Genomic DNA, 24,635 nt, shown 5'->3' with positions numbered 1-24,635 from the left:
AGCAGTGAACGCTGCTCCTTTCATTATGGCAAGCCACCGGCATTGCCAGCACAGTCAATACCATGGACGGATGGCGTAAACACTAAATCCATTGCCCTTAGGGCATTGACTGAGGTAAACACATGATCAGTGTTTTTGACATTTTCAAGATTGGCGTTGGCCCGTCCAGCTCGCATACTGTTGGCCCAATGAAAGCCGGCCAGTGTTTTGTTGATGCGCTTATTGCTAACCAACGCCTGACCGACGTCGACCGCGTGACGGTTGACGTTTATGGCTCTTTGTCTTTAACAGGCAAAGGCCACCACACCGACATCGCGATCATTATGGGCCTCGCAGGCAACAGCCCTGAAACCGTTGATATCGACGCGATCCCTAGCTTTGTTAAACGTGTCGAAGACACAGAGCAATTGCCGTTGGGCGAACAGCAGCATGTCGTCACCTTTTTGCGTGATGGCGGCATGAACTTTCACCAAACTAACCTCTCCTTGCATGAAAACGGCATGCGTATTCATGCTTGGCAAGGCGATGAGTGCGTGCTGAGCAAAACCTACTACTCCATTGGTGGCGGCTTTATTGTTGAAGAAGCCGAGTTTGGTCAGCCTGCCATGCAAGCGGTGCAAGTCCCTTACGACTTTAATAGCGCAGACGGCTTGCTCGCACTGACGCAAGAAACCGGTTTTTCTATCAGCGGCTTAGTGATGGCCAACATGCGTAGCATGCATAGCCAAGCAGAAATTGACACCTATTTCGCCAATATCTGGAAAACCATGCAAGCGTGTATGTACCGTGGTATGGAAAACGAAGGCGTGTTGCCCGGTCCATTGCGTGTACCTCGTCGAGCCGCTGCGTTGCATCACCAGCTCAAAACCACCGAAAAATACAACATCGATCCCATGTCGGTAGTGGACTGGGTCAATATGTTTGCCTTTGCGGTAAACGAAGAAAACGCCGCCGGTGGTCGTGTTGTAACCGCGCCAACGAATGGGGCATGCGGAATTATTCCTGCCGTCCTCGCCTACTACGATAAATTTATTGAGCCGGTCGATAAGCAAACCTATACCCGCTACTTTGCTGCATCCGGTGCGATTGGCGGCTTATATAAACAAAACGCGTCTATTTCTGGGGCAGAAGTGGGTTGCCAAGGTGAAGTCGGGGTCGCGTGTTCAATGGCCGCCGCCGGTTTGGCTGAACTTATGGGCGGTAATCCGCACCAGGTGTGTATGGCAGCTGAAATCGCAATGGAGCACAACTTAGGCCTTACCTGCGATCCGGTCGCTGGACAGGTGCAAGTGCCGTGTATTGAGCGTAACGGCATTGCGGCGGTGAAGGCGATCAATGCATCACGCATGGCACTACAACGTTCTTCCGAGCCACGGGTGTCGTTAGATAAAGTGATCGAAACCATGATGGAAACCGGTAAAGACATGAACGCCAAATACCGTGAAACATCACAAGGTGGCCTAGCTGTCACCGTGATGTGCTAATCCCAGAGAATCACACCAGGTAGCCACACGCTATCGAAAAGTAACGCGTTATATTGCTGATCAAAACCATCAAAAAGGCCCGGGACATCACGTCACCGGGCCTTTTTATCTGCGTTTACACCGCAAACAGACAGTGTGTTTTCCACTGCCCTCACAGGTATGATTTAAGCCGCGTGGGTGGCCATCGCAGGCTTTTTCGCATCACGTGTTAGCTCACCAACCGGAAGTACGGTACGGCCATATTCCTCGTTAAGCACCTGCGCCATCGCAAAATACATCGCGCTTAAGCCACACACAATCCCTTCAAATCCGGCAATGGTGCCAATGAGTGTACTGCCGGTAAAATCACGCGCCGCGAGTAAGAAAAACAGGATAGTCAGGCTACCAAATACAAACTGTTTAGCACGGCAATAGCGCAATGAGCCAATAAACATAAATCCAGTGAACACACCCCACAACACCAAATACCAACCCATAAAGGCAGCAGGGCTTGCGTCAGCCAGACCCATTTTTGGCATCACAATCAGGCCAACAAGCGTCAACCAGAACAACCCATAAGAGGTAAACGCGGTTGTTCCGAACGTATTGCCTTTTTTGAATTCCATGATCCCCACAATCACCTGCGCTAAGCCGCCATAAAACAGCCCCATCGCCAAAATCATGCTATCAATCGGAAAAAACCCTGCATTATGAATGTTCAATAATACCGTGGTCATTCCAAAACCCATCAGCCCTAAAGGGGCAGGATTTGCCAGTTTGTTTTCCATCAGTGCCCTACTTATTAAAAAAACCTATCAATACTCAAAATAAGCGCCCAAAACCACGGATAGAAGTGATTATCACGCGCAAAAACGCGGCAATATTACGGGTTACAGACTAGATGTAAATAACTTTTAGCGCTTAGCGTTGCTTTCATAAACAAGAGAGCCAAAATAGCCAATAAAACTGGGCAATTCCGGTTTTTTGATAATAAAAAAGCAGCAAAATGCTGCTTTTTCACTCAATTGTTCAAGCATAGCGCGTTAGCGAGTACTAAAGCCTTTACTATGCAGAAATTCTTTCATAAACGGACGCGCTTCTTTTTCCAATGTGGCAGACACTTGTTCGCTCCAGCTCATGTCTTTATTGCCGCCTGTACGTGTTTGATAATACTCGCGCACTTGGTTGTCGTAGTCACTTAGCGCCGCTTCATCAATCGCCTGATAACGATTTTCGTGAACGATAAGACTGGCCGGTAGTTTCGGTTTGGTTTCAGGATCTTGTGCAGGTACGCCTAAGCACATACCGAATAATGGCAACACATGGTTAGGCATATCCAGCAACTCGGCGACTTTATTCGGTTGGTTACGCAACCCACCGATATACACACCGCCAAGACCCATGGACTCTGCTGCGACCATCGCATTTTGCGCCATGATTGCGCCGTCAATCGCGCCAATTAACGTTTGCTCAGTAAAGCCCAACTTGGCATTGGGATTGATTTGCTCATGACGATGAAAGTCCGCACACCACACCAAAAACTCGGCGCAGTCGGCTACATACGCTTGGTTGCCCGCGTATTCCGCCAGTAAACGTCGTTTGTCGCTATCGGTCACACGAATAATACTGGTGCATTGTAAAAAGCTTGAGCTCGACGCCGAGCGCGCGGCATCAATAATCTGGCTCAGTTGCTCTGACGAAATGGGTGCTTGACTAAATTTGCGAATAGAGCGGTGAGAAAGTAATGTCTCAATCGTTGGGTTCATTATGTTTCCTTATTAGACGTTGAGCCGTACAAGAGGGATGAGCTGGTTGTACACCTTTATGGGCCGACGCGCAATCAACACAATAGCGACGCTCTGCGGCCATACCACCCGTGATCTCCCGCCGGTCGTGCGATTCGGTATAGACGTTCACAGCAATCGGTTTTGCCTATCGGTGCAAAAGGGAAATTCGTCTTTTCTCTCCATCGCCTATCAGGCATAGTAACAACATTAATGCCAAAGGAGATGAATATGTTCGTCGTAATTTTCGGTCGCCCAGGGTGCCCTTTTTGTGTTCGCGCCAAAGACCTAGCGGAAGATCTTAAAACCAACCGTGATGACTTTAACTACCGTTATGTCGATATTCACGCGGAAGGCATCAGCAAAGCGGATTTGGAAAAAACCGTCGGCAAACCGGTTGAAACCGTGCCACAGATTTTCGTTGATCAAGCGCACGTTGGCGGCTTTACCGAATTTGAAGCCTACGCCAAAGAAAATCTCGGCCTGTTCCAAGACTAATCGGGTGAACCATCGATAAAAACCAGCCCATTGGCTGGTTTTTTTGTTTTTGGCGGTCGTTGATATATCGAGGTTGTCGTCTAGCGCCTCGATTAACGCTAGGAACGTTACCGCTCACGCGTAATACGCTTGCCGATAATATCCACAAGCCTGTCAGTTGTCAGTTGCCTTTTCATCAACACACCGTGAACCGTATCGTATCGTTCAGCACTAATCTCCTCACCGGTCAGTACGATAATCGCAGCCGTTGGCTGTGTTTCTTGAATCACTGGAATTAAGCGCCAACCCGATCCGTCGGGTAAACCAATATCCAACAAGACAGCATCATACGCGTGTTGCGTTAACAACGATTGAGCTTGGCTCAGTGTGAGAGCATGATCAAGCGTCATATAATCACTGACCATCGCCTGAACAATTCGATGTAAATCTATATCGTCTTCAACGTGCAAAATTTTTGCCTGTGTAGACGTTAGCAACTGTTGTTTTACTAGACTGATGAGTTGTTTGTGATCGATGGGTTTTGCTAACCATTCAATGTTTTCAGCGTCGCCATTAAGCTCTAACCGTCCTTGTTTCATCTTTGCAGACACCACAACAATGGGAATATTAGCGGTGTCGGCATGCTGTCTTATCCGACGAATAATATCGAGCCCACCGATATCGGGCAGCATTAAATCTAAGCTGATTAAATCATAATGCCTTGCTTGTAACGCTTTTAACGCCGCCATACCCTCTTGGCTAATATCGACTCGGTATCCAGCCTCTTCCAGCACTATTTTTAATAGACTAGCCACGTCGGGATCATCTTCAATCACTAGAATATTATATGAAGAGTTAATGTTTGGTTTGTCACCAATGTTCGAGTCAGTCGGCCTATGCTGATCGACCGATTTGGTCTTCACTGTTTCATGCAACGGCAGCTGAAAGTAAAAACGGGCGCCTTTTCCCGGGATCGACTCAAAACCTATCTTGCCATTCATTTTTTCAACGAGTTCACGGGTAATCGCAAGCCCTAACCCCGTGCCACCTTTTTGCCGTGTATCTGTGCTATCGGCTTGGGCAAACTTTTGGAAAATTTTGGGATAAAAGTCCGCAGCAATACCACAACCTTGGTCAGTAACACTCACGGTCACGTGCTGTTCATCCATCACGGTATCAATGGTGACCGTCGCCCCATCAGGCGAAAACTTGATCGCATTAGATAGCAGATTAGCCAATACTTGCTTCAGCCTTTGTTTGTCTACTCGAACCTCGGCATCAGCCGTTTCACTGTTCAAGATGATGTCGACGTGCCGCTCTGCACCGTATGCTTTATTTTCTTCTAAACATTGTTCAAGGATGGGATCAATAGATTGAACTTGCATATCAAAATACAACTGGCCGGCCGCTATTTTTTCAATATCGAGTAAATCGTTGATCAATAACGCTAACCGCTCGCTATTACGGTGTGCGGTGTTGAGTATTTTTTGGGCTTTATCAGGGATCTCACCCAAGCGTCCACCCAGCACTAAACTCAGTGCACCAGACACCGAAGTAAGCGGCGTACGCAACTCATGACTGACCGTAGAAATGAACTCATTCTTCATTTGCTCATGGCGTTTGCGTTCGGTGATATTTTGGGCAATCCCGAGGAAACCGGTAATCTCTTGACTGTCGTCGTATATCGCCGTCACTGTCAACGTAACCGGAATATGCTGACCTTGCTTATGGACATAACACCATTCACGCGTTTCTGCGCCCTCTAACACCGGAATGGTCACAAAGGTATCAAACCCAGTTATCGCCCGATTAAACTGACCTGATAGCGCCTGAGATCGTTCTTCCACCTCGTCGGGCACATGAAACAAGGCAGGGCTGTGTTTATCCACGACCTCGGCAGAATGGTAACCAAGCAGTCGCTCAGCGCCGGTGTTGAATAAAGTAATTATGCCTCTCGTATCCGTCGCGATAATCGCAACCTCAGTCGAGGCGGCCAATATATTACTGAGCAGATCGGAAGTGCTTGCCAATTCACGGGTACGATCCTGTACCTCTTGCTTCAAGTTTGCCCGTGCCTTTTCCAATTCACGGAAGTTATCGCTAAGCGCATGGCTCATATCTTGCAGCGATGTCGACAAAACAGCATATTCCGCTACTCGGCTTTGAGGCAGCACAACACTCAATTGATAGCGTATTTTTTCAGGTAGATGACGACTTGCCCTATCGAGTCGTGATAGAGGCTGAATCAGGATTCGGCTCAACGAAAAGGCCGCGAGTATACTCAAAAAAGCAATGCCTGAAAGCATAATAAAGCTTTGATTACGACTCCTTTCAATAGCGTCTATCAATGGCGCTGCCGGCCGCTCTGCAAGCAAGACCATAGCGTCGAACCGGTCTGTTAATGGCAATTGGTAACGATAAAAGCCCGATTGCCAGCGATTAACCAAATTACCCCCCGACGCCGGCAACCAAATAGACAGGTTATCGGCACTGGTTAGCGGCCGGACTCCCCCTGGTAAAACAGAGTGTAAATCACCGACCTGCACTGTCGGTGTTCCCTCGCGATTTAATATCGCCACACCAGACGCACCTTGAGACAGTGACGGCCGTAATGATCTCTCTTGACTATCAAGCGAACGATCGGGTTGCTGGTTGAGCCGAGCCACGGCACCCTCGGCAACCCGCTTAAGTTCGTCAGCGACCCGTTGCTCGTTTTTTATTATATTATCTTGATTGTTGATAATGATGGGTGTCATTCCCGCGATAAGGGTCAGGCACAACAGGGCATCAAAAAGCAGCTCCTGGAGCCGCACCTTTGCCGGTAACCATTTGATAGTGCCATTCTGGAAATACCAAATCAGCAGTTTTACCAATAGTCCTGCAATAAGCGCGTTGAACACACCGTTCAACGCTTGCTTCAGAGCAATCATGATAGCGGAACTGGCATCCATCCCGATGACCATGACGTCGAGTGGTATTAGCACTATCGGACTCACCACTACCCAAAAAGCGAGATCCGCGAGTACCAAGTTTTTTACGCCGCGGCGATACAATAAGCTGACCGCAAACGCTTCCAATGCCAGTGTCAGCATCGCGTATGGGTGACCCCAAAGTATCCAGGTATAAGAACCGCCAGCTAACGCCACGAACACGGCTGGCCATAGCCCGATCAATCTTATGGCCAGCATGACAGCCACCGAGCCAAAGATAAAATGCACGCCGAAAAACAAAGGCAAGTTAACCATGTTACCAACGACGGCAATAAGGGCCAGTAACAGCGTTGCCATCACCTGTTTAGCAACGACGCTCATTGTGCAACCTGCAACTGAATAAAAAACAACGCTCCACCGCCCTCAGCATCGCGGTACCCCACATCACCGTCCATTTGCTGACATATCTCCCGCGTAATCGCTAGCCCCAGTCCTGTACCAGCAACCTTGCGATTATCACTGCTGTCAGCTTGGCTAAAACGCTGAAACAGTCGATCCTGAAACGCCAGGTCAACCCCAGGTCCACGATCTCTGATAGCAATTTCAACCAGCGTTTTATCAACAATTACCGAAACGTCTACCCACTCACCTTCTGGTGAGAATTTGATCGCATTAGATAAAAGATTGGTCAGTGCTTGAATCAATCTTGGTCCATCAACATTGACCGTCACAGCCGGCCAGTTATTTGGGGGGCGTATTTGTGTCTGGGTTTGATACTGGTAGGATTTAACAGACTCTATCGCGTCATCCAATAGCGAGCCAAGATCTTGCTTTTGTCTCTGAATTGGCATTTTTCCTGCCACGAGCTTTTCCATATCTAACAAGTCGTTAATCAGCAAGGTTAAACGTGTTGCGTTACGCTCGGCAGTATGCAGCAACTTGTTAGCCTTTGGTGGTAACTCCCCAGTTGCGCCGCCATTCAAGAGTCCTAACGCCCCCTTGATCGACGTTAAGGGTGTGCGCAGTTCATGGCTGACGGTGGCAATAAATTCATCTTTCATTTTGTCGAGTTTTTTACGCTCAGTAATGTCTTCGACAAGGGACCAGATCACCTTTCTTCCGTCCAACTCTGTGCTCAGCATGCCTTGCAGACGGACCGGATAACGACTGCCATCTTTGCGGATGTACTCTTTTTCAAACGGCCCATAGCGACCCGTGCTTTGCATACTTGCCAGCGCTTTTTGCTCCTCTTGCTCATATTCTTTAGGCGTGACATCCCAATAACTGAGGGAAACAAATTCTTCGCGGGTGTAACCCGTGGGTGCAATCAAAGCATCATTGAGATCAAGAAACTGTCCGGTGACAAAATCGTTCAAAGCGATGCCGATAGGAGAAAAGTCAAACAAGCTACGCAACCTCGCCTCGCTCTGCTCCAAAGCTAAACGCGCCTGATGCTGTTCGTGAACATCTTGCAAATAACCGTGCCACAATATACTACCGTCGATCATTTTCTCCGGCCTCGCCTCGCCAGATATCCAACGATACCCTTTTCCTGGGCAATTGCTCTGATATGTCGCTTGCCAATGTTCTAACGTGTCTGCCGAATGCTCAATGGATTGCTGGATAGCCTCGATATCACCAGGATGGATACGTTCAAACGCCGGCGTGGCGTCTTCAGCGGCCTGCTCTGGTGTAATGCCGTACAAAGATTCTATTTGAGGAGAACTATAAGGAAAAACCATACGCCCATCGGGAAAACGACGGAATTGATAAAGCGTTCCCGGTAGTAATGCCGCTAACTTGATCAGCCGTTGTTGACTCAAATTCTGAGTCAATACATCGGACAGCCAGTTGCCCAATAGACGCAGAAATAGCTTTTCACCATCGTTGTAGTCTTCTGAACGCACACGAGAAGATGACACATTCAATGTGCCCCAGGGGCGACCATAGACATTGATGACAACGCCAGCATAGCTGCCTACCGGTGCAGTTTTATAACACGGATGTTGCTGAAACTCTGGGCGATCGGTATCGGCAATAAACTGTTCCTGCGTGGTGCTGCTGGGGTTCTCTGCCATCAAAAACTGACACCAGGTGTCTTCTAATGCAAACTGCTGCCCTGCAACAATCGTTGTGTCTGACGGCCCAGCTATCCAGTTAACCGTATACACCTCGCCTTTTATTTCACTGACAATGGCCAATTCAGCCCTCAAGTAGAGCTTGGCCTCTTGCAAGGCATGATTGATTCTCTCATCCAAGCTCCCATGACTGGAAAAGGCAATGTCAGTCAGCACCGTTAATGCCTGATGATGCCGCTCCAGCTGCGTCAGGGCATTGCGCTCTCGAGTAATATCGATAATAAACCCTTCAAGCACCTGTGGATGCCTAGGATCTGTTTCAATACATTTACCTCGTTCCTCCACCCAGCGAAAGCCCAGCGTACGATGCCGAACACGATACTCAATATGCCATTCCTCATTGTTGGCCATGGCGTTGGTAACGGCGTCATCAACAACGGACACATCATCAGGGTGAATGAGATCCGCATAACAAACGCGTTTATTGTTTATCAGATCGTCGGCGGCATAACCACTGATGGTGTCAACTTGGTTACTGATGTAAAGCATGGTCCAGCTTTTATCTGGCAAACAACGAAACGTGATGCCTGGTATGTTATTAATCAGCGATGCCATTTCATCGTGGCTAGTTTGCAGTTGTTGCTGCAACGCTGTTGACTCACGTCGCTGATAGATATCGGTCCAAATCAGATCCTCCACCATGCCAGCAAGGTTCTTTAGTTGCGCCACGTTATGTTCACTAAACTGCCTTGGTTGGTTATCAATTAGGCATAGCGTGCCCAGTCGATAACCCTCGCTGCTGTGAATCGGCATACCCGCATAAAACCGAATATCCGGCGCCCCACAGACAAGTGGATTGTCACAAAAACGCATATCGTCTAGCACGTTTTCAATAATCAATGGTTCACTACCCAGAATGGCGTGCCCACAAAAAGAGATATCCCTTGGGGTTTCAGAGGCATCTAACCCCTGACGAGACTTAAAGTATTGTCGCTCACGATCGATCAGTGACACCAGCGCGATATGCACAGAAAACAAGTCAAGGCATAAGCGAGTAATGCGATCAAAGCGAGAGTCGGCACCACTGTTAAGCAGCTCGGTTTCGTCTAGTGCCTGTTGACGCTCGGCTTCGTTATCAGGGATAGGTGGCGTTCGCATACAAAGGCTCCAGAGAATTAGCGATTAAGGGGTATTCATTGCTTGTACGACACAATTTCGTCCGTCATGCTTGGCGCGATACAAGGCTTTGTCCGCGAGCGCCAATAAAGACTCACTCGGTTCTGTCGGAAAGCGCTGATTGTCGGCAATGCCGGCGGACAGCGTGCAAGAAAATGTGGTGTCATTCGCCTTGAACGTGATCGCTCCGAAATCTTCTCGTAACTGATTAACCAAATGCTCGGCTTGGTCAGCATCACAATCTGCCAATACCAGCGCAAACTCTTCTCCGCCGTATCGGCCAAGCTTATCTGTATTCCTAAAATGCTGACGTAAAAGCGTACCGATTGCCGCGATCACCTGATCGCCAATAGCGTGACCATAGGTGTCATTCACGCCTTTAAAGTGATCAATATCCAACATGACCACGCTGAATACTTGCGACCGACGCTGCGCCAATTGCCATTGCTTTTGCAACGCGTCTTTGATGCTAGCGTGTTTCAATAAGCCGGTCAGCCCGTCTTGATGTTGCGTGCGGTTAAACGCTCGAAATCGCTGTATTCTGCTTTGACACAGGCGCACCAAAAGATCCGTGTCCACCGGCACCTCAAGAATGGCATCGCCGTCTAGCAACAATGATTGGCGACGCAAATCTGCGTTAGGGTCGCGAGAGAGGAAAATAATCGGCAAATGTGACCAATGCTCTGTCTGCGCGAGCAAGGCCACTAATTCAGCGCCCGTCACCTGCGGTAACCAGACACTGACAAGGATAATTTCAGGATTAAACTCGCTGATACACTCAAACAGTCGTTCTGGCTTATCCAGTGTCACGACGTTCATGTCTGCATCTTCTAAGACAGATTGGCATTGAGAGACGAGGGCTGGGTCTTGATCAATCATCATAACCCGACCAGGTTCCGCGTCTATGTGACCAAGCATATGCGCAAACTTTGAGGCAAGTTTGGCCATGTCCAACGGCTTGGGATAATAACCCGCGCCTCCCGCGCGCAATGCCATCAGCCTTGCGTGATAACTTTCCTCAGCACCAATGAAAAAGACGGGACATTGAAAGTGCTGTAACTTGGTCTTCCATAAAGTTGCTAAATCGGAATCAGACACGTCGTCCTGAATAGCATGATGGTCAATAAGCAGTAAGTCAGGTGCGTGTTTAGTCAATTGTTTTAGTTGTTTCGCATCCTTTATCCAGTACACCTGAAAACCAAAACGAGCAAACTGGGATTGGGCGTATTTAGCCAAAATATTATCGCGCTCGACCAAGCCGATAATAGGCGCCCCTTCCATAACCGGTTGCTGGATTGTTGTGGTACTTTGCGTCGCTGACACGCTATCTTTATGGTGCGCAGACTCAAGCGCTTCCATCCAATCAGTTGGCAGGCTGGTGGGCGGTTCTGTTTGGGATAAGCGCTTGGCAACCTGTTGCTCAAATTGACGGGCCGCTTCGCCGAGACTAGCAAAACCAAATGTTCCCGCCGCGCCCGCAATGGTGTGCAACCCAGAGTGCAACGCCTTTAACGTTTCCTGGTCATCATGGCCTGATAACAACTTATCATTGATGGCATGAAGCCGTTTAAACTCCGAGGTCAGCCGTTTAGCGTACGCTTCCTTGAGCCTTTCAAGACGCTTTTCGGTGTCATTAGTCTTTTTGTTATCATCCATTGAATTCGTCCCAAAACGCACGCACATCATCAGCTAATGTCATAGGATCGAAAGGTTTAGAAATAACATGACTCGCCCCTAACGCTTTATAGCGCGCCACTTCTTCTGGATGAACTTTCGCCGTCATAAAAAGAATGAGCACCGAGTCATCAACGAGTCCTCGTTCCCGCATCGCGGTGAGTGTTTCTGGGCCATCCATATTTGGCATCATGACATCGAGCAGTATGATTTGCGGCTTAAATCCGTCCACTTCCTGCAAGGCCCGCTCTCCCGATTCACAGGTTTTAAGAGTGAAGCCGCCCACATCCTCGAGTGCTAGGGTAGCAATTTCTCGTATATCAGGATCGTCCTCTACATATAAAACTTTATTTAAAACAGCCATATACATTCCTTGCTCATTCGCCTAACGGTGTACAACAAATACGGCGACCCGTTTACTGCTACCAACTGACTAGCGTTTTGTCTTTGAATTTTAGTCAGTTGTGTCTTTTAGCGTAGTGCATAACGTCAGCTTCTGGTGGGACAGACGGATAATTTTTGCGCTCCAAACATGGTGCCCAGCCCAGAGAACAACGCAATTAACAACAGCAACCAATAAAGGCCGATGACAGCCACTACTCATAATGGCTCCAGAGCCTGAGCACTTTCACCACCTGTTCATCCTCGAGGACTTGATAGACCAAGCGATGCTGAATATTAATACGGCGTGAATAGGCACCGGTGAGATCGCCGACAAGCTTTTCGAACGGAGGAGGTTTACGGTAGGAATCGTCTTTAATCAGTGCTAGCAGTTCTTGCGCTTTTGGTTTAAGGCCACTGGAGGCCAGCTTTTTTGCATCTTTCTGGGCTTGTTTGGTGTAAACCAACTTCCATGTCACCAGTCCAACTCCTCATCGCATTCATCCGTCGGCGTGGCGATGCCTTCACGAATCGACTCGCGCATCCCTGGCACAGAAAGCAGATAAAGTGTTTCCTGAATCGCTGACCAATCTTCTTCTGAAATCAGCACCGCTTTGTTACGTTTGCCCGCAATAACAATGGGCTGATGAGATTCGGCGGTTTCATCAATGAGCCGATACAATTTGCTACGCGCTTCAGTGGCAGTGATCCCCGTCATAGCGCTTCTCCAGTGTGATTAACTTTTAATCAATTGTACGGTATCAAGTACGTACGTCAAGACGAACGTTTTCGTTAACATCCGCTCACTCAAACCGCCGCGTTGGCCGCCACCTGGTTTCCAACACTGTTTTAGGTGGTTGCAATAAGAACACTTATCATTAGGCCAGCTCAGAATGACAGTGTTTGCATAACTTAGCCTCAGCTCTCACCATTTCGGCACACATCGGACATTTTTTCATTTCTCCTATTTCAACAGAGCGCTCTTCAACAACCAAAGCGATAATAAAGCCAATCAATGGAGAAAGAATCAATGAGATTAAGAAAAAGCCAAGCCCTGATCGCCCCTTTGATGATGCATAAAAAGCGACAAAAATAGCCAAAATAAACCAGATAATAATCATCATTTTTCCTTATGTTAGTCGCTTACGTCGAGCATAGAGCAAATGTCAGTGTAATCAAACACTTCCCACTGCGCTTTGCTGATTTTGTATAAAACATGTTCGCTAAGCGGATCAGACGCGTCGAGATCAGGATGCGCGAAATGATACGCATAGGACATGCCAAGCTTTTTCATCACTGCCTGAGAGCCAATGTTATTCACTGTAGTAAAAGAGACGACTTCCTCTACGCCCAAGTGCATAAACGCATAGTGTAGCGACGCATTAGCCGCTTCTGTGGCATAGCCCCTACCCCAATGTTGTGGCGCAAGTCGCCAGCCAATCTCAACACAAGGTGAGAACGGCATCGTATCTTTCGGTATGTGCAAACCGACAAAGCCAATAAACGCGTGTTGGTCGGGGATCTCGACAGCCCAGAATCCCCAACCACGCTCGGCGATTAACGACTGGATTTTTCTTGCCATCTTGTCGCTTTCTTCCTGGCTCAGACACTTTGGGAAGTGCGCCATGACACGGCTATCGCGGCTCATCTGCGCAAAGGGTTGTTGATCGGCGTCATCCCATTGCCGAAGTATCAATCTTTTCGTTGTTATCATACGTTAGGTTGTGCCCATACTCATTGTGTACTCAGGATGCCCCGTATGCTGATCTCGCTGTTCACTTATCACGCTAAAACCTTGAGATAAGTAAAACCGATAACTCGCCTGATTTTCCTTGTATACCGACAAGTTTAACACTGCTCTTTGAGACTTCGCATGACTCAATAATTGCTTACCAACACCTTGGCCCTGAAAGGCAGGAGACACAAAGATGGCAGCCAAATTATTTTCATACAGTGCATAAAAGCCAACGACTTTTGACTCGGTTTCATAAACGTAGACCTCTGACGCTGGGATGTAGATCTCACGCATATTCTCAACTTGCGAAGCCCAATAGTCGGCCGAGACGAAATCATGCGCTTTAACAGACGCTTCAAGCCAGATTTCAAGAACCGAATCTAAGTCATTTGAATTGTACTTTCTAATCATTTTCGAACTCTAGATTGTCAAATTTATCGGGGTAGCATAACACTGGCATGCGCACCTGATTATACGCGCGAATCCTTGTCCGTTATCTTGGTTGATTGGTCGGATGTGCGTGATCAATTGCGCTATATAACACTGCGTGCTTCTATTGCCGTGGATGGACGTGCCGTCACTTTGTATGAGCAAGCTTTTAAATATGGCGACTATAACTCGCCTCCCAATACCATCAAGCATCGTCGCGCTCTCTCGATACCTCGTCTTGGTCGCAAGGTAAGAAATCATCGACGATATCTGATTAAGCTGACCCAATATCAGAGGGCCATCAGGGAATATCAACGGCTAACGCATACGCTGGGGCCCGGTCAATTATGAGAGGATCCGCCAGCGCCGCATTAAGGTGAGCGATGCTTGGCTATACTTGAGCGAAGCGAAACTGCCACGCGTTACAAATCCCTCTTACATGCCTTGTCATACGCTTGGTTGAGGCTAAAATGACCAACATAAAGACCACTTAAGAGACCGATTATATGACCACTAGAATTTTAGCCGATGTTGCTGCAAGCATTACTGAGTTGAAGGCTAATCCTATGAAAGTTGCAACTAGTGCTAACGGTGAACCTGTTGCTGTATTGAACCGAAATGAGCCAGCATTTTATTGCGTACCTGCCGAAGCGTACGAAATGATGATGGACAGACTGGAAGATCTTGAACTACTCGCTATTGCAAAAGAGCGTGAATCTGAAGATACCATTTCGGTAAACATTGATGACCTATAAACTCAACTTTAAAAAGAGCGCACTCAAAGAGTGGAAAAAGCTTGGCTCAACGCTGCAACAACAATTTAAGAAATAGCTAATCGAGCGCTTAGATAACCCGCATGTTCCGGCTTCAAAGCTCTCTGGAACCGACACTATGTATAAAATTAAGCTGCGTCAATCGGGCTACCGTCTTGTCTACAAAGTTGAAGACGATGTCATCATTGTAACCGTCTTAGCAGTCGGAAAACGCGAACATAGCGACGTTTACCGTAAAGCTATGAAAAGGTTAGATGATTGATTGCGGTATAACGCCCGGCTCACGCGCCGGTTTGGAGCCGCGAAGCGGCGGAAAATCGGTCGCTGTGCAGCCGATTGTTATGTTCTTCCTGACGTGCTAGATTGTGTATGGAAACCGAAATCTATACACATAGGTGCGACATGAGAACGAACATCGTCATAGACGACCAGTTGATGGCAGAAGCTCTCAAAGCCTCCGGCTACGAAACCAAAAAAGAGGCTGTTGAGCAAGGTCTGAAACTTCTAGTTCAGCTTAGCAAGCAGCAGGAAATTCGAAAACTGCGAGGCAAAATCAAGTGGGAAGGCGACCTGGATGAAATGCGGGGCGCCGGATGATATTGGTGGATACCAGTGTATGGATCGACTATTTCAACGGAGTCAAGAACCCGCACACTGACCTGCTGGATGCCTCAATAGTCCACGGATCCGTCGCTATCGGCGACCTCATATTTCTGGAAATCCTTCAAGGCATCCGCAACGACAAACACTATCGTCAGACCAAACAGAGCCTGCTCTCGCTGGAGCAGTATGAAATGTTTGACAAAGACATGGCACTTGTTTGCGCTGACAATTATAGGGCACTTCGCAAAAAGGGCATCACAATCCGAAAAACTGCCGACGTGATCATCGCGACTTTCTGCATAGAGAAAAAGCTACCTTTGCTGTTTTTGGATCGCGACTTTATCCCCTTTGTTGATCATCTTGGGCTTGAGCCTGCCCTCAGAGAAACATAACGCCCGGTTAAGGGGCAACCAACGCTACTACCAACTTTCCGCATAACACCGTAACCACAAAAAGCAACGCATAGTGAAAATGCCAAGCGTTGACAGTCCCTCTTGAGCCGTTTGTATGGATAATCTCACCCGTATTTGGGTAAAGTGAGACCCAGGCTTTAGCTGCAACCAAAGCTTTCTAATGTGCAGTTCGATTGAACGCTGACTCCTCTGTCGAGAGACCGATAACAAACATGAACGCACCTTAGAACTCCAAGTACCAAACTCGAATACTCGACTGGGTCTAGAACCCGTATTACGCAAACAAGAGTTAGCTTATTATGAATACTGCATCCAATCAAAACATCTACATCGGCGTCGATACCGGCGCAAAATGGCGATGAGCAACGGTAGTTAAAAATCGGTATCAACCGGCCAGGATAATTGTCGGAAAACCGGCCAAGATAATTGACGCTACATAGCGCATCATCATTGAAGCCACTGGCCGATTAGAAATGCCCTTTGTGCTCGCGTGTATTGAAGCCAATTTACCCATCGTACGCGCCAACCCTGTGCACATTAAACGCTTCGCCGGCGCCATTGGCCGCAGAGCGAAAAATGACCGCTTAGATGCTGAGTTAATCGCACATTATGGCGACGCCATTAAGCCTGAAATTCGCCAACCCTGTGCACATTAAACGCTTCGCCGGCGCCATTGGCCGCAGAGCGAAAAATGACCGCTTAGATGCTGAGTTAATCGCACATTATGGCGACGCCATTAAGCCTGAAATCACCATTATCAAGGCGGAAAATATACGTTTAATGAGTGATTTAGTCATCAGGAGAAACCAGCTACTATCTATGCAAACGATGGAAAAGAACCGCTTGCAGATACTGCCCAAAACCTTGCATTCAACCATCAAACCCATGCTCACTGCGATGAAAAATTAAATCACCAACATCGAACAAAAACTCGTGAAGTTGATTGAAGCATGCCCTGAATATCAGACTAAAAATACGCTCTTACAAAGCGTGCCTGGCATTGGCAGCATTGCGGCAGCATCTATCATCAGTAACGTCCCTGAGCTGGGCTATATAACTAACAAACAAGCGGCATCTCTCATTGGTGTTGCACCCGTGACAAAAGAAAGTGGGCGATATAAAGGCAAACGGGGNTGAAGTTATTGAAGCATGCCCTGAATATCAGACTAAAAATACGCTCTTACAAAGCGTGCCTGGCATTGGCAGCATTGCGGCAGCATCTATCATCAGTAACGTCCCTGAGCTGGGCTATATAACTAACAAACAAGCGGCATCTCTCATTGGTGTTGCACCCGTGACAAAAGAAAGTGGGCGATATAAAGGCAAACGGGTGATCCAAGGTGGACGTGCTCAAGTTCGTACCGTGTTGTATATGGCGATGATGTCTGCGATGCAATGTAATCCTGTTTTTAAAGCGACGTATACCCGATTAGTCGCCGCTGGAAAGCCGAAAAAAGTGGCCATTATTGCCTGTGTGCGCAAGATGGTAGTGATCTTAAATTCGATGCTCAGAGACGGCGTGATGTGGGATAAAAATCTCGCTAAAATTTAGGATTGACGACATACTCGTTTGTTATACATTTGACCAAACTTTGGGATCGGACTTGAAGCCTTCTTGCTCTAGTTTTTCCAAAAAACTAAATATTCCTGGAGCAGATTCTTTAATCTCGGACCAAATTTCAGAGAACAAAGCTCTATTAATATTTTCTTCAATTCCACTCGCCCAGTCCTTCCAGCGGCGCTCACTTATACGCTTACTGTGCCTATGAGCAATTTGCTCGTTACACAAGTCGAGATAGTTAAACACGGTTTCGCGTGCTTTTAACTTTTCAGGATCAGACAGGTTTTTGCCAAGAAGCGCATCAACCGGGATTTCGTAAATCAGATCTCTATATTGTTGGTTAAATGAATCTTCAAACGTTACTTGAGCGAGCTTTTTGCTTTCGCGTATCTGCCAAGTTGCAACACCAACGCCAATTGCTGTCGCAATTGAAGCAATATTCTCTAAATCCATAGTTTCCTCGAAAATGTATAACGCTTTACTCACTGGAAAATGACGAGCGTCAGCGAGTTATTTTTCCAATGCAGTAACTTGTTAAGTTTTGGCATCCCAGACTTCAAATTTATCGCCATGTATGGCAATCGCTTGTGTGTTGCTAATGGGGCAAAGATCTATTTTCTCTTCAAAAATAGAGATGATTTTCTCGACTGACTCTTTAAATGGGAAGTTTGTATGGTGAGGAACCGGATAAAAATCAATCATTCCTAACGATAAAAACGTGCCAATGTTCGGCGCGGCAGTGAAATCATCCATTTCTTTTACATACTCAATATTGCGTGAAAGCACAATGGAACCAGCAGACTCACCAATATACATTTTCCCTGAATTTACTTGTTCAGATATAACTGTGTCCGCGCCTGTTCTTTTCAGCTCTTGAAGGAGAAAGAAGGTATTACCACCAGTAACATAGATATAGTCATTCTTTTTGAGCGTACTATTTATTTTTTCTTTGGTTGCCGTTGAAATTTCAAGTTCGTCAACAATTAGCCCGCGTTCTTCAAGGGCCTTTTTGCCAGCATCCACATAAAATGTAATATCTTCGACAAGACTCGCCGTAGGTATGAATGTAACAGTTTTTCCTGCACATTTTTCCTCGGCGAACTCCACGAATAAATCTGCCACATCCACGAAAGATGAAGTTAAAAACATCTTTTTCATTACATCTCCTTTCTTCCCGAACACTTTTCTAGAAACTTAACGCTCGCAACACCGGACAATTTGGAGCGAAGCGTAAAATTGTTCCGAGTGCTTGCGCTTGTTATACGTGATATACATCATCATTTCCATTTTCAATTTCGGCCAAAAGCGGACACTCAGACTTTAAAATAGTCCAATATCATTTAAATTTATTTAGATGTTTCTGCTCTACAAAATAAATGTGTCTGTTTGCTCGTGTGCATGCAACATAGAGCTTATTTCGACTAGATGCAGGCAAAGCATTGAAATTGTTATCTTTGAAAGCTTTCATAGCAGCAGGATATAGTGCTACGCACACATCTATATAGTGATCTTGCCCTTTCGATTTCCCCCAATTCTGAGAAAAACAGTCGAACTCATAATACTTTTGAAAAAATAATTTTACTGTATGCTCACACCTGTAAATTTCTTCTATTCTCTGATTGTCGTTAATTAATTTCACTTCGGAATCTTCTTCCTTGTGCGATTCTATATCGATACCTAGATTATTTTTGATAAATCCGCACACCTGTGGTGTGCAACGATAGCTATGAGATAGTGAAGAAATATCTATTTCCAGCCCCACACTTTCAAAGTGTTTCTTGTAGCTATCAAAGTCATCATACAGATTTGAGTTTGTCCTTCCATCTGTGCTGGTATCAAATGTATGTTGAAAAAAGTCACCTACAAAATTAATGTCCAAATTAGACGAACAGAGCCGTTTTAATAAATTAAAATCGTTTCCACCGAAGTCCTGCACCTCATCGACAAAAAACTGGTCATAATATTTTTCAATTCGAGAAGTCACATGCTCTACAACATCCTTCTGTTCAATAAGCTTTGCAATCCTATTGCTGTAAAGTCTTCCGCTGGGATCTTGATAAAAAGCCATGCGATTTCTCGGAAACTTAAAAGTAGCCGGTGGTGGTGTTTTCCAATTAATCCCTTTTGATTTTATCTTGTCATGGAGAAATGGCTTGTAGCAGAAAGAATAGAGGAAGGTGAAATAGGTAATGACTGTAATGTTTTCTGGCAGCTCACCAAACTTCCTCATTACGCGCTGTCGTAGGTGGTTGTAATTATTTTCAGTATAAGTAACGATTAACGCTCGCTTGCCACGAGAAAGGCTATTAATTATGTGGGTTGTTTTGCCTGCACCTGCAACTGCAAAGATTACTCTTTTATCCATGTCAGTGCCTGCGCAATATAATCTGGAGCTTTAATCTTGTTGCCACCTTCTTCTAAAAGCTTTAGTGCCGCATCTGCTTTATTAGCGAGCATATACTCTAGTACTGTTAACGTTTTTCTCCCTTCGGAGAATAGCTGACCACAAAGTTCCTCATTATCCTGAAATATGCATAGCTCCAGAGTGGATCGGTTATCGTCGTCCTCATCGTAGAACACTCTGATTTTCTCCGTGACATAATCTTCATAATTTTCTACGCATTTTCTCTGAAAGTCGCCGTCATTGTCTCGGATAACTGCCGTCTTAATGTTCAATAGCTTCGCCAAATCCATATAACGTTTAAAGCTCGTTCCACCTACTGAAATGACATGCACCTCGGAATCATCTAGCTTTTCGTTGAAAAAATTCTCAAACATAGCTTCAATCAGTATGTACTCGGCATCACCCTCAACAAGCACTACCTTTTGAGCCAATACAAATTCTAAAATCTTATTGTCTGGAGCTTTAACAAAGAAGTTGGCAGTTTCATCAGGAAGGTCCTTCAAGGAAATGGGGTTAGTGCTTTCAGGGCTTAATATTGAAGCATTGTGTAAGTCCAGTCGTGAGCAAATACTATTGCTGTGAGTGGCAATCATTATTTGCGTTGTTGACGCTTCTTCCAGGCTGGATAGAAGCTGTTTCATCTTCACATGGCTAAGGTGGTTTTCAGGTTCTTCAATTAAGATAAGGTCTATAGGTTCTGCATCTTCCTTTTTCCTCAGTGCAAATTCGGTTTTGATAAAACACTGATTGCCTTTTCCCATTTGAGAAATAGGTATGCCCTTGTCCGTTATCATGAGATCTTGATCGATATTGGATTTGCTATCGTTTTTAATCTCGAACTTCGTGTCAGTCAGATTTTTGTTTAGCTCTGCCAGATTATTGTGAGTGAACTCTGACTTAGCCTGTCTGTAGGAATGATGGTTTTTGTGCCGATGCACAACATCTGTATTCGCTTCGTAAAGTGATTTTGTATAATGCCGAGTTGCGTATTCCGTTCCGATTAATGAACTATCAATAAAAATATGTCTCAGAAACCTGCGGTTTTGCGTGTATGGCACGCCTGCGAAAGTAGAGAATTGGATGCTGTAATATTCAAATGGAAAGAGCGGGTTTTCAGCTTCAAGAGCTGAATTAATTTCAGCACCATATTCATCCATTGGCTTACATTCCAATTTTAATCCATGGCGTATGCCATGTTCCGTATGATTTAGGCCTTCGAGATCTTGATTTCCAAAGTCTTTTAGGAAAACTTCAATCTTTAGCTCCGGTAAATCTTCGATGCGTTTAGCGCCTTCTAGAAACTCGTTAACTGCACCCTTATAGAACAGGGATTCTAATCCAAGGGTTTCAATACGGTTTCTGCTTCCATTCAATACGAGGTCTATTGCCTGAAGAATAGTGCTTTTACCTGATTCATTATCACCGATAAAAATATTTCGTTCAGAGTTTGCCTTGTACTCAAATGAGGGGAATCTTCTAAAATTAAGAAGCTTCACTTGTTCAATTTCTTTCATGCCATCTATCCTGTTTTTATTGGCATTCTTCAACGAAGAAATACGCTAATGGCTATTCAACCTGTGTCCGCTTTGGGTCAAAAGCGGACGTACTATGTTCGCCGTATAACGCCAAATTAAGGTGTGAACAACGCTAACCACCTACCTAAAGCAATGTGCCATAAACACTAAACCTGCTTGAAGTAAGAGCGTCGTGCGTTGTGAATCACCCTTAAATTTTATTGTTATGTAACTTTTCCCGACTTTTCTAACGCACTTTTTATCTCAGTTTCATGTAAACGCTCTACGGACAAATAATCATTCACTTTAGCGTAACGACCACCTGTATCGATATACTTTCTGTATTCAGGAGTATCTATGCTAGGCGTGAGACAAGCAAAGTCACACAGATTTAGATAAAAAGATCTTGCGATGCGATATGCTGCCACCAATTCATCCGTAGTTGTGCCGACAGTTAATAGTGATTCCAATTCAGGTTGTTTTTCAATTTTTGCTGGTACGAGCACACCCTTTTCAGCTAATTCAATGTAAATTTCCGGGATACCAAGCTTCTCAGACAGCCTAAATATTGTACTGCAAGCATCAAGGTAAAAAGAAAGCGTCTTTGGCTTGTTTACATCTTTCAACGTTGCATCAATTCCCCACTGAGCAGTAGATAACTCAGACTCAATGTCCTTAAATGCGGCTACATTGGGGGATGGCAGCCCTTCCGTTGGAGAGCCTAAGAAGAAATTTGTATGCAGACGAGGATGAACCTTAAAGTTGACTTCAATACATGAAAGATATTCTGTCTTGCCTATTTGCTCAAAGTACGAGAACAATTCCTGCCGATGTGAGCGATAAGTATCTAGATTGTTTTTGTGCGACACAATTTCAATCTGCTTGGCAGATTGCTCAGTAGAATGTAGTCGGCTAATCAAAACGGACAAAGGAATAGCTAATGAAAGTAAAGCCAAGGGCAATACTGAAATCTGCAAAAACATTTGAAAGCCTTCAGCATTCAAAAGAACGTCATAGTCTTGCCATGCTAAAAATCCTGTTCCGAGAAAATATAGAATCGGAGCTAGAATTACCAACCAAAGTAATCCTTGTTTCATTAGCCCTAGCTCAGGATGAAGAGTCAAAACAAATCGAGTACGCTCTACAAAATTTCTTCCCTTCGATACAAAAACAAAAGTCAGGCCAAAAGCCAAGACCAGTGGTAATAAAATTAGGGCGATAAGTTGCGCCATAGTTTAAATATCCTCCTGCTGCATAACGCCGCGCTTTGCGGTTGCGTTGTAGCGCTAGCGGAAATGCAATCCGGCAACAGCACCTTGTTATAAGTAATTTACTTCGTACTTTACTTGAACAAAGTCGTTTGCAAAAGCAATCGCCTCTGAGTTTTCCAGTTTTATTTGATCGTTTAGTTGACCAAAAAGCGGGATGCCGCCGCCCAACAAAATAGGTGCTCTAGTGATTGTCATTTCATCGATGAGCTTATGATTTAGGAATGATGTAATTGTGCTTCCACCATCAATATAAGCATGGTTGAAACCTTTTCCCTCTAGCTCTTTTATTAAGTCAGTAATATCACCTGAAAACATTTCTACCTTGCTCTTCAAGTTTTCCGGTGGTGTTGTAATCGTGTTACTCAACACGACAATATGAATATCACCATAGGGCCATTGCTCAGCAGACAAATTCATATCCGAAATCGTTTCCATACACTTCCGCCCCATGATCATGCAATCAACTGAGGCTATAAACGCTCCAAATCCCATATCTGGATTTTCTGCGATGTCAGCTTTTGAATTGCCAGCATTGTGAAGCCAATCGACAGATCCCTCAGTAGTGGCGATGTAGCCATCTACGCTCGTGGCGATATATACAGAGCATTTCATTTTATATCCCTTTAGCTTGGTGCTTAAGATTACTTATAACGCCGCAAGCAACTGCAGATGTAATGGAGTTTGTTTCTATGCGATGCTTTTCCCGCATAAAAACAAACGGAGTGTAAGCTGTCAGGTTGACTTGCCTTGTTAAAAGTTTCCACGCTAGTACACCTTGCTAAGTTTGCCGCCTTCAAAGGTGAACGTGACATTGTTTACGATAATTTTGTTGCCATCTTCGACAATGAATGCATTTGGATAGGACTGCCGCACCAAATGCAGAATATCTTTTTGGGAATAATCCTTGCCACCTTTTACAACAAGATCACCCAGAAAGCTATGGGCATCATTTAGATCATCTAGGCTTACTTGCTGATATGTATATGTAATGCCAGCATCAATTGCGGAATACAGCCAAAACAGATTACTACCGACCAGAAGTGTAAGAGTGACGAAAAATGATGCTTTCCAATTATTCATGCGATACTCGATGACTTTTAACGCCGCCAGCAGGGGAGGCAAAACCAAAGCGAAGCGGCGGTTTTGACTTCCCTCTGGCTGGCCTTGTTAAAAGTTGCTGCCAAGTTGCGTCCAGTTTTTTGAAAAGTACGTTTCAATCCCTTTACCCGGATTGTATCTTGGATAGAGTTTTTCAAACTCAGATCTAGCCACTTCATATGATGTATCAGGTATAGCAAAAACACCTTTCGCCAAAAACAACATTGCTAGTGAGGGGGCTCTCGATTCTCCCTGATTACAATGAATTAGCAGTTTTCTGCCTTGAGACCAGTGTTTATTGGCAAACGCTAAAAATTCCGTAAATAGCGGAGGCATGAACAACGGAACAGGTGGGTCAATGATATTGAGAAATAAATCATACTCTTGCTCTAGCACTAGGTAGTTTGGATGAGTACTTGGTAATTTTCCTCGGTAGCCCACTGCGCCTTGATGGCATGGACTCTTGCAGGCGTGAACAACAGAAACCTCTTCATTGCCTCTAGTGCACGATAGGTCATTTGTTACGATTACCCTTTCATGGATCTCTTGCATAGTAGCTCCTTGTGACTTTTAACGCCGCATTAAGGTGTGAGCAACGCTACCACAATACCTGACCATACCACCTTAAACACAAAAACCAACAATGGAATGAAAAATACCAAGCGTTGGGAATGATGTTGATCCACTTTAACGGACACGTCTTTCGTTAAGTACATTGTTTTTCAAACGCTATCGGCGACATATAGCCAATGCTACTGTGTAACCGTGTTCGATTATAAAAGTACTGAATATATTTTCTGAGCTTCTCTCGTAAGTGCCTTAAGTTAGCAATCGGTGGCATCTTTGATTAACTCGCCCTTAAGCGATTTAA

25 protein-coding genes and 5 pseudogenes are annotated in these 24,635 nt (G+C 45.6%); 10 read left to right on the top strand and 20 right to left on the bottom strand.

Annotation, left to right across the window (positions count from 1 at the left end; genetic code table 11):
* The first annotated feature begins 122 nt into the window (after positions 1-122).
* The gene (locus tag BZG75_RS11110) at positions 123-1,484 is read left to right on the top strand and encodes an L-serine ammonia-lyase (RefSeq protein ID WP_021022833.1); all 1,362 of its coding nucleotides are present in this window, start codon (positions 123-125) and stop codon (positions 1,482-1,484) included.
* Positions 1,485-1,648: 164 nt separating this feature from the next.
* Here BZG75_RS11110 and BZG75_RS11105 read toward each other — a convergent pair whose 3' ends face one another.
* Together BZG75_RS11105 and nfsA are read right to left on the bottom strand one after the other, a co-directional pair.
* Positions 1,649-2,251 (bottom strand): acetate uptake transporter, encoded by a 603-nt coding sequence (locus BZG75_RS11105; protein WP_077460644.1) that lies wholly within the window; start codon positions 2,249-2,251, stop codon positions 1,649-1,651.
* A 255-nt stretch (positions 2,252-2,506) separates the two neighbouring features.
* Positions 2,507-3,229 (bottom strand): oxygen-insensitive NADPH nitroreductase, encoded by a 723-nt coding sequence (gene nfsA, locus BZG75_RS11100; protein ID WP_077576996.1) that lies wholly within the window; start codon positions 3,227-3,229, stop codon positions 2,507-2,509.
* Between the two features lie 249 nt (positions 3,230-3,478).
* Between nfsA and BZG75_RS11095 the strand changes: the two genes are divergently transcribed.
* Positions 3,479-3,745 carry a GrxA family glutaredoxin gene (locus tag BZG75_RS11095; RefSeq protein WP_021022836.1) on the top strand — a complete coding sequence of 89 codons (267 nt, stop codon included), beginning with the start codon at positions 3,479-3,481 and terminating at the stop codon, positions 3,743-3,745.
* Positions 3,746-3,852: 107 nt separating this feature from the next.
* Here the strand turns inward: BZG75_RS11095 and BZG75_RS11090 are convergent, their stop codons facing one another.
* The 9 genes from BZG75_RS11090 to BZG75_RS11050 form a co-directional block, all read right to left on the bottom strand.
* Positions 3,853-7,035: a response regulator gene (locus BZG75_RS11090; protein WP_077576994.1), complete on the bottom strand. Its 3,183-nt coding sequence runs from the start codon at positions 7,033-7,035 to the stop codon at positions 3,853-3,855.
* Positions 7,032-9,890 carry a PAS domain-containing protein gene (locus BZG75_RS11085; protein ID WP_077576993.1) on the bottom strand — a complete coding sequence of 953 codons (2,859 nt, stop codon included), beginning with the start codon at positions 9,888-9,890 and terminating at the stop codon, positions 7,032-7,034. The genes BZG75_RS11090 and BZG75_RS11085 overlap by 4 nt, the downstream gene beginning before the upstream one ends.
* A 24-nt stretch (positions 9,891-9,914) precedes the next feature.
* Positions 9,915-11,564 carry a diguanylate cyclase gene (locus BZG75_RS11080; RefSeq protein WP_077460647.1) on the bottom strand — a complete coding sequence of 550 codons (1,650 nt, stop codon included), beginning with the start codon at positions 11,562-11,564 and terminating at the stop codon, positions 9,915-9,917.
* The gene (locus tag BZG75_RS11075) at positions 11,557-11,946 is read right to left on the bottom strand and encodes a response regulator (protein WP_077460670.1); all 390 of its coding nucleotides are present in this window, start codon (positions 11,944-11,946) and stop codon (positions 11,557-11,559) included. Before BZG75_RS11075 ends, BZG75_RS11080 begins: the two co-directional genes overlap by 8 nt.
* Positions 11,947-12,178: 232 nt before the next feature.
* Entirely contained in the window at positions 12,179-12,442 is a 264-nt protein-coding gene (locus tag BZG75_RS11070; protein ID WP_077460648.1) for a Txe/YoeB family addiction module toxin, read from the bottom strand.
* The gene (locus BZG75_RS11065) at positions 12,439-12,681 is read right to left on the bottom strand and encodes a type II toxin-antitoxin system Phd/YefM family antitoxin (RefSeq protein ID WP_021022842.1); all 243 of its coding nucleotides are present in this window, start codon (positions 12,679-12,681) and stop codon (positions 12,439-12,441) included. Before BZG75_RS11065 ends, BZG75_RS11070 begins: the two co-directional genes overlap by 4 nt.
* A gap of 160 nt (positions 12,682-12,841) precedes the next feature.
* Positions 12,842-13,084 (bottom strand): hypothetical protein, encoded by a 243-nt coding sequence (locus BZG75_RS11060; RefSeq protein ID WP_198532306.1) that lies wholly within the window; start codon positions 13,082-13,084, stop codon positions 12,842-12,844.
* A 14-nt stretch (positions 13,085-13,098) separates the two neighbouring features.
* Positions 13,099-13,659, bottom strand: a complete 561-nt coding sequence (locus BZG75_RS11055) for a GNAT family N-acetyltransferase (protein WP_241824055.1) — start codon at positions 13,657-13,659, stop codon at positions 13,099-13,101.
* 21 nt (positions 13,660-13,680) lie between these two features.
* Positions 13,681-14,109: an N-acetyltransferase gene (locus BZG75_RS11050; protein ID WP_077460651.1), complete on the bottom strand. Its 429-nt coding sequence runs from the start codon at positions 14,107-14,109 to the stop codon at positions 13,681-13,683.
* 43 nt (positions 14,110-14,152) lie between these two features.
* Between BZG75_RS11050 and BZG75_RS15585 the strand changes: the two are divergent.
* From BZG75_RS15585 to BZG75_RS15425, 8 genes and pseudogenes are all read left to right on the top strand, one after another.
* Positions 14,153-14,322 (top strand): annotated as a pseudogene (locus BZG75_RS15585) (IS4 family transposase); the annotation flags it as partial.
* 311 nt (positions 14,323-14,633) lie between these two features.
* Positions 14,634-14,882 carry a type II toxin-antitoxin system Phd/YefM family antitoxin gene (locus tag BZG75_RS11040; RefSeq protein WP_077460652.1) on the top strand — a complete coding sequence of 83 codons (249 nt, stop codon included), beginning with the start codon at positions 14,634-14,636 and terminating at the stop codon, positions 14,880-14,882.
* A pseudogene (locus BZG75_RS11035) lies at positions 14,872-15,162 on the top strand (type II toxin-antitoxin system RelE family toxin). The gene BZG75_RS11040 and the pseudogene BZG75_RS11035 overlap by 11 nt, the downstream one beginning before the upstream one ends.
* A 140-nt stretch (positions 15,163-15,302) precedes the next feature.
* The gene (locus BZG75_RS11030) at positions 15,303-15,497 is read left to right on the top strand and encodes a type II toxin-antitoxin system VapB family antitoxin (protein WP_077460653.1); all 195 of its coding nucleotides are present in this window, start codon (positions 15,303-15,305) and stop codon (positions 15,495-15,497) included.
* Between the two features lie 5 nt (positions 15,498-15,502).
* Entirely contained in the window at positions 15,503-15,895 is a 393-nt protein-coding gene (gene vapC / locus BZG75_RS11025) for a type II toxin-antitoxin system VapC family toxin (protein ID WP_242413600.1), read from the top strand.
* 461 nt (positions 15,896-16,356) lie between these two features.
* Positions 16,357-16,512, top strand: a pseudogene (locus tag BZG75_RS15700) (IS110 family transposase); the annotation flags it as partial.
* Between the two features lie 25 nt (positions 16,513-16,537).
* Positions 16,538-17,047, top strand: a pseudogene (locus tag BZG75_RS11015) (transposase); the annotation flags it as partial.
* Between the two features lie 10 nt (positions 17,048-17,057).
* A pseudogene (locus BZG75_RS15425) lies at positions 17,058-17,468 on the top strand (transposase); the annotation flags it as partial.
* 21 nt (positions 17,469-17,489) lie between these two features.
* Here the strand turns inward: BZG75_RS15425 and BZG75_RS11010 are convergent.
* From BZG75_RS11010 to BZG75_RS15695, 9 genes are all read right to left on the bottom strand, one after another.
* The gene (locus BZG75_RS11010) at positions 17,490-17,930 is read right to left on the bottom strand and encodes a hypothetical protein (protein WP_077460656.1); all 441 of its coding nucleotides are present in this window, start codon (positions 17,928-17,930) and stop codon (positions 17,490-17,492) included.
* Between the two features lie 81 nt (positions 17,931-18,011).
* A complete protein-coding gene (locus BZG75_RS11005) occupies positions 18,012-18,635 on the bottom strand; it encodes a Type 1 glutamine amidotransferase-like domain-containing protein (protein ID WP_077576989.1) in 624 nt (207 codons plus the stop codon).
* Positions 18,636-18,813: 178 nt separating this feature from the next.
* Positions 18,814-19,842 (bottom strand): AAA family ATPase, encoded by a 1,029-nt coding sequence (locus BZG75_RS11000; protein ID WP_077460658.1) that lies wholly within the window; start codon positions 19,840-19,842, stop codon positions 18,814-18,816.
* Complete coding sequence (locus BZG75_RS10995) at positions 19,827-21,395, bottom strand: ATP-dependent nuclease (RefSeq protein WP_077460659.1); 1,569 nt, start codon at positions 21,393-21,395, stop codon at positions 19,827-19,829. The genes BZG75_RS11000 and BZG75_RS10995 overlap by 16 nt, the downstream gene beginning before the upstream one ends.
* 224 nt (positions 21,396-21,619) lie before the next feature.
* Positions 21,620-22,627 carry a hypothetical protein gene (locus tag BZG75_RS10990; RefSeq protein ID WP_077460660.1) on the bottom strand — a complete coding sequence of 336 codons (1,008 nt, stop codon included), beginning with the start codon at positions 22,625-22,627 and terminating at the stop codon, positions 21,620-21,622.
* 87 nt (positions 22,628-22,714) lie between these two features.
* Positions 22,715-23,278 carry a dihydrofolate reductase family protein gene (locus BZG75_RS10985; RefSeq protein WP_077460234.1) on the bottom strand — a complete coding sequence of 188 codons (564 nt, stop codon included), beginning with the start codon at positions 23,276-23,278 and terminating at the stop codon, positions 22,715-22,717.
* Between the two features lie 153 nt (positions 23,279-23,431).
* Positions 23,432-23,746: an Imm58 family immunity protein gene (locus BZG75_RS10980; RefSeq protein WP_077576987.1), complete on the bottom strand. Its 315-nt coding sequence runs from the start codon at positions 23,744-23,746 to the stop codon at positions 23,432-23,434.
* Between the two features lie 87 nt (positions 23,747-23,833).
* The gene (locus BZG75_RS10975) at positions 23,834-24,316 is read right to left on the bottom strand and encodes a hypothetical protein (RefSeq protein WP_077461946.1); all 483 of its coding nucleotides are present in this window, start codon (positions 24,314-24,316) and stop codon (positions 23,834-23,836) included.
* A 154-nt stretch (positions 24,317-24,470) separates the two neighbouring features.
* The gene (locus BZG75_RS15695) at positions 24,471-24,605 is read right to left on the bottom strand and encodes an IS3 family transposase (protein WP_077576985.1); all 135 of its coding nucleotides are present in this window, start codon (positions 24,603-24,605) and stop codon (positions 24,471-24,473) included.
* Positions 24,606-24,635 lie beyond the last annotated feature (30 nt).

This window comes from Salinivibrio sp. AR640 (assembly GCF_001995405.1).
In the GTDB taxonomy this organism is placed as follows: Bacteria; Pseudomonadota; Gammaproteobacteria; order Enterobacterales; family Vibrionaceae; genus Salinivibrio; species Salinivibrio costicola.
Note: the sequence above shows the minus strand (reverse complement) of the source record. Positions and strands in the feature narration are given on the sequence as shown.

Coding starts and splice junctions, on each gene's coding strand:
- BZG75_RS11030 (WP_077460653.1), top strand. CDS start 15,303: ATGAGAACGAACATCGTCATAGACGACCAGTTGATGGCAGAAGCTCTC.
- BZG75_RS10995 (WP_077460659.1), bottom strand. CDS start 21,395: ATGAAAGAAATTGAACAAGTGAAGCTTCTTAATTTTAGAAGATTCCCC.
- BZG75_RS11065 (WP_021022842.1), bottom strand. CDS start 12,681: ATGACGGGGATCACTGCCACTGAAGCGCGTAGCAAATTGTATCGGCTC.
- BZG75_RS11105 (WP_077460644.1), bottom strand. CDS start 2,251: ATGGAAAACAAACTGGCAAATCCTGCCCCTTTAGGGCTGATGGGTTTT.
- BZG75_RS11060 (WP_198532306.1), bottom strand. CDS start 13,084: ATGATTATTATCTGGTTTATTTTGGCTATTTTTGTCGCTTTTTATGCA.
- BZG75_RS10975 (WP_077461946.1), bottom strand. CDS start 24,316: ATGCAAGAGATCCATGAAAGGGTAATCGTAACAAATGACCTATCGTGC.
- BZG75_RS11005 (WP_077576989.1), bottom strand. CDS start 18,635: ATGAAAAAGATGTTTTTAACTTCATCTTTCGTGGATGTGGCAGATTTA.
- BZG75_RS15695 (WP_077576985.1), bottom strand. CDS start 24,605: ATGCCACCGATTGCTAACTTAAGGCACTTACGAGAGAAGCTCAGAAAA.
- BZG75_RS11000 (WP_077460658.1), bottom strand. CDS start 19,842: ATGGATAAAAGAGTAATCTTTGCAGTTGCAGGTGCAGGCAAAACAACC.
- BZG75_RS11095 (WP_021022836.1), top strand. CDS start 3,479: ATGTTCGTCGTAATTTTCGGTCGCCCAGGGTGCCCTTTTTGTGTTCGC.
- BZG75_RS11090 (WP_077576994.1), bottom strand. CDS start 7,035: ATGAGCGTCGTTGCTAAACAGGTGATGGCAACGCTGTTACTGGCCCTT.
- BZG75_RS11010 (WP_077460656.1), bottom strand. CDS start 17,930: ATGGATTTAGAGAATATTGCTTCAATTGCGACAGCAATTGGCGTTGGT.
- BZG75_RS11110 (WP_021022833.1), top strand. CDS start 123: ATGATCAGTGTTTTTGACATTTTCAAGATTGGCGTTGGCCCGTCCAGC.
- BZG75_RS10980 (WP_077576987.1), bottom strand. CDS start 23,746: ATGAATAATTGGAAAGCATCATTTTTCGTCACTCTTACACTTCTGGTC.
- BZG75_RS11075 (WP_077460670.1), bottom strand. CDS start 11,946: ATGGCTGTTTTAAATAAAGTTTTATATGTAGAGGACGATCCTGATATA.
- BZG75_RS11085 (WP_077576993.1), bottom strand. CDS start 9,890: ATGCGAACGCCACCTATCCCTGATAACGAAGCCGAGCGTCAACAGGCA.
- nfsA (WP_077576996.1), bottom strand. CDS start 3,229: ATGAACCCAACGATTGAGACATTACTTTCTCACCGCTCTATTCGCAAA.
- BZG75_RS10985 (WP_077460234.1), bottom strand. CDS start 23,278: ATGAAATGCTCTGTATATATCGCCACGAGCGTAGATGGCTACATCGCC.
- BZG75_RS10990 (WP_077460660.1), bottom strand. CDS start 22,627: ATGGCGCAACTTATCGCCCTAATTTTATTACCACTGGTCTTGGCTTTT.
- BZG75_RS11080 (WP_077460647.1), bottom strand. CDS start 11,564: ATGGATGATAACAAAAAGACTAATGACACCGAAAAGCGTCTTGAAAGG.
- BZG75_RS11040 (WP_077460652.1), top strand. CDS start 14,634: ATGACCACTAGAATTTTAGCCGATGTTGCTGCAAGCATTACTGAGTTG.
- BZG75_RS11050 (WP_077460651.1), bottom strand. CDS start 14,109: ATGATTAGAAAGTACAATTCAAATGACTTAGATTCGGTTCTTGAAATC.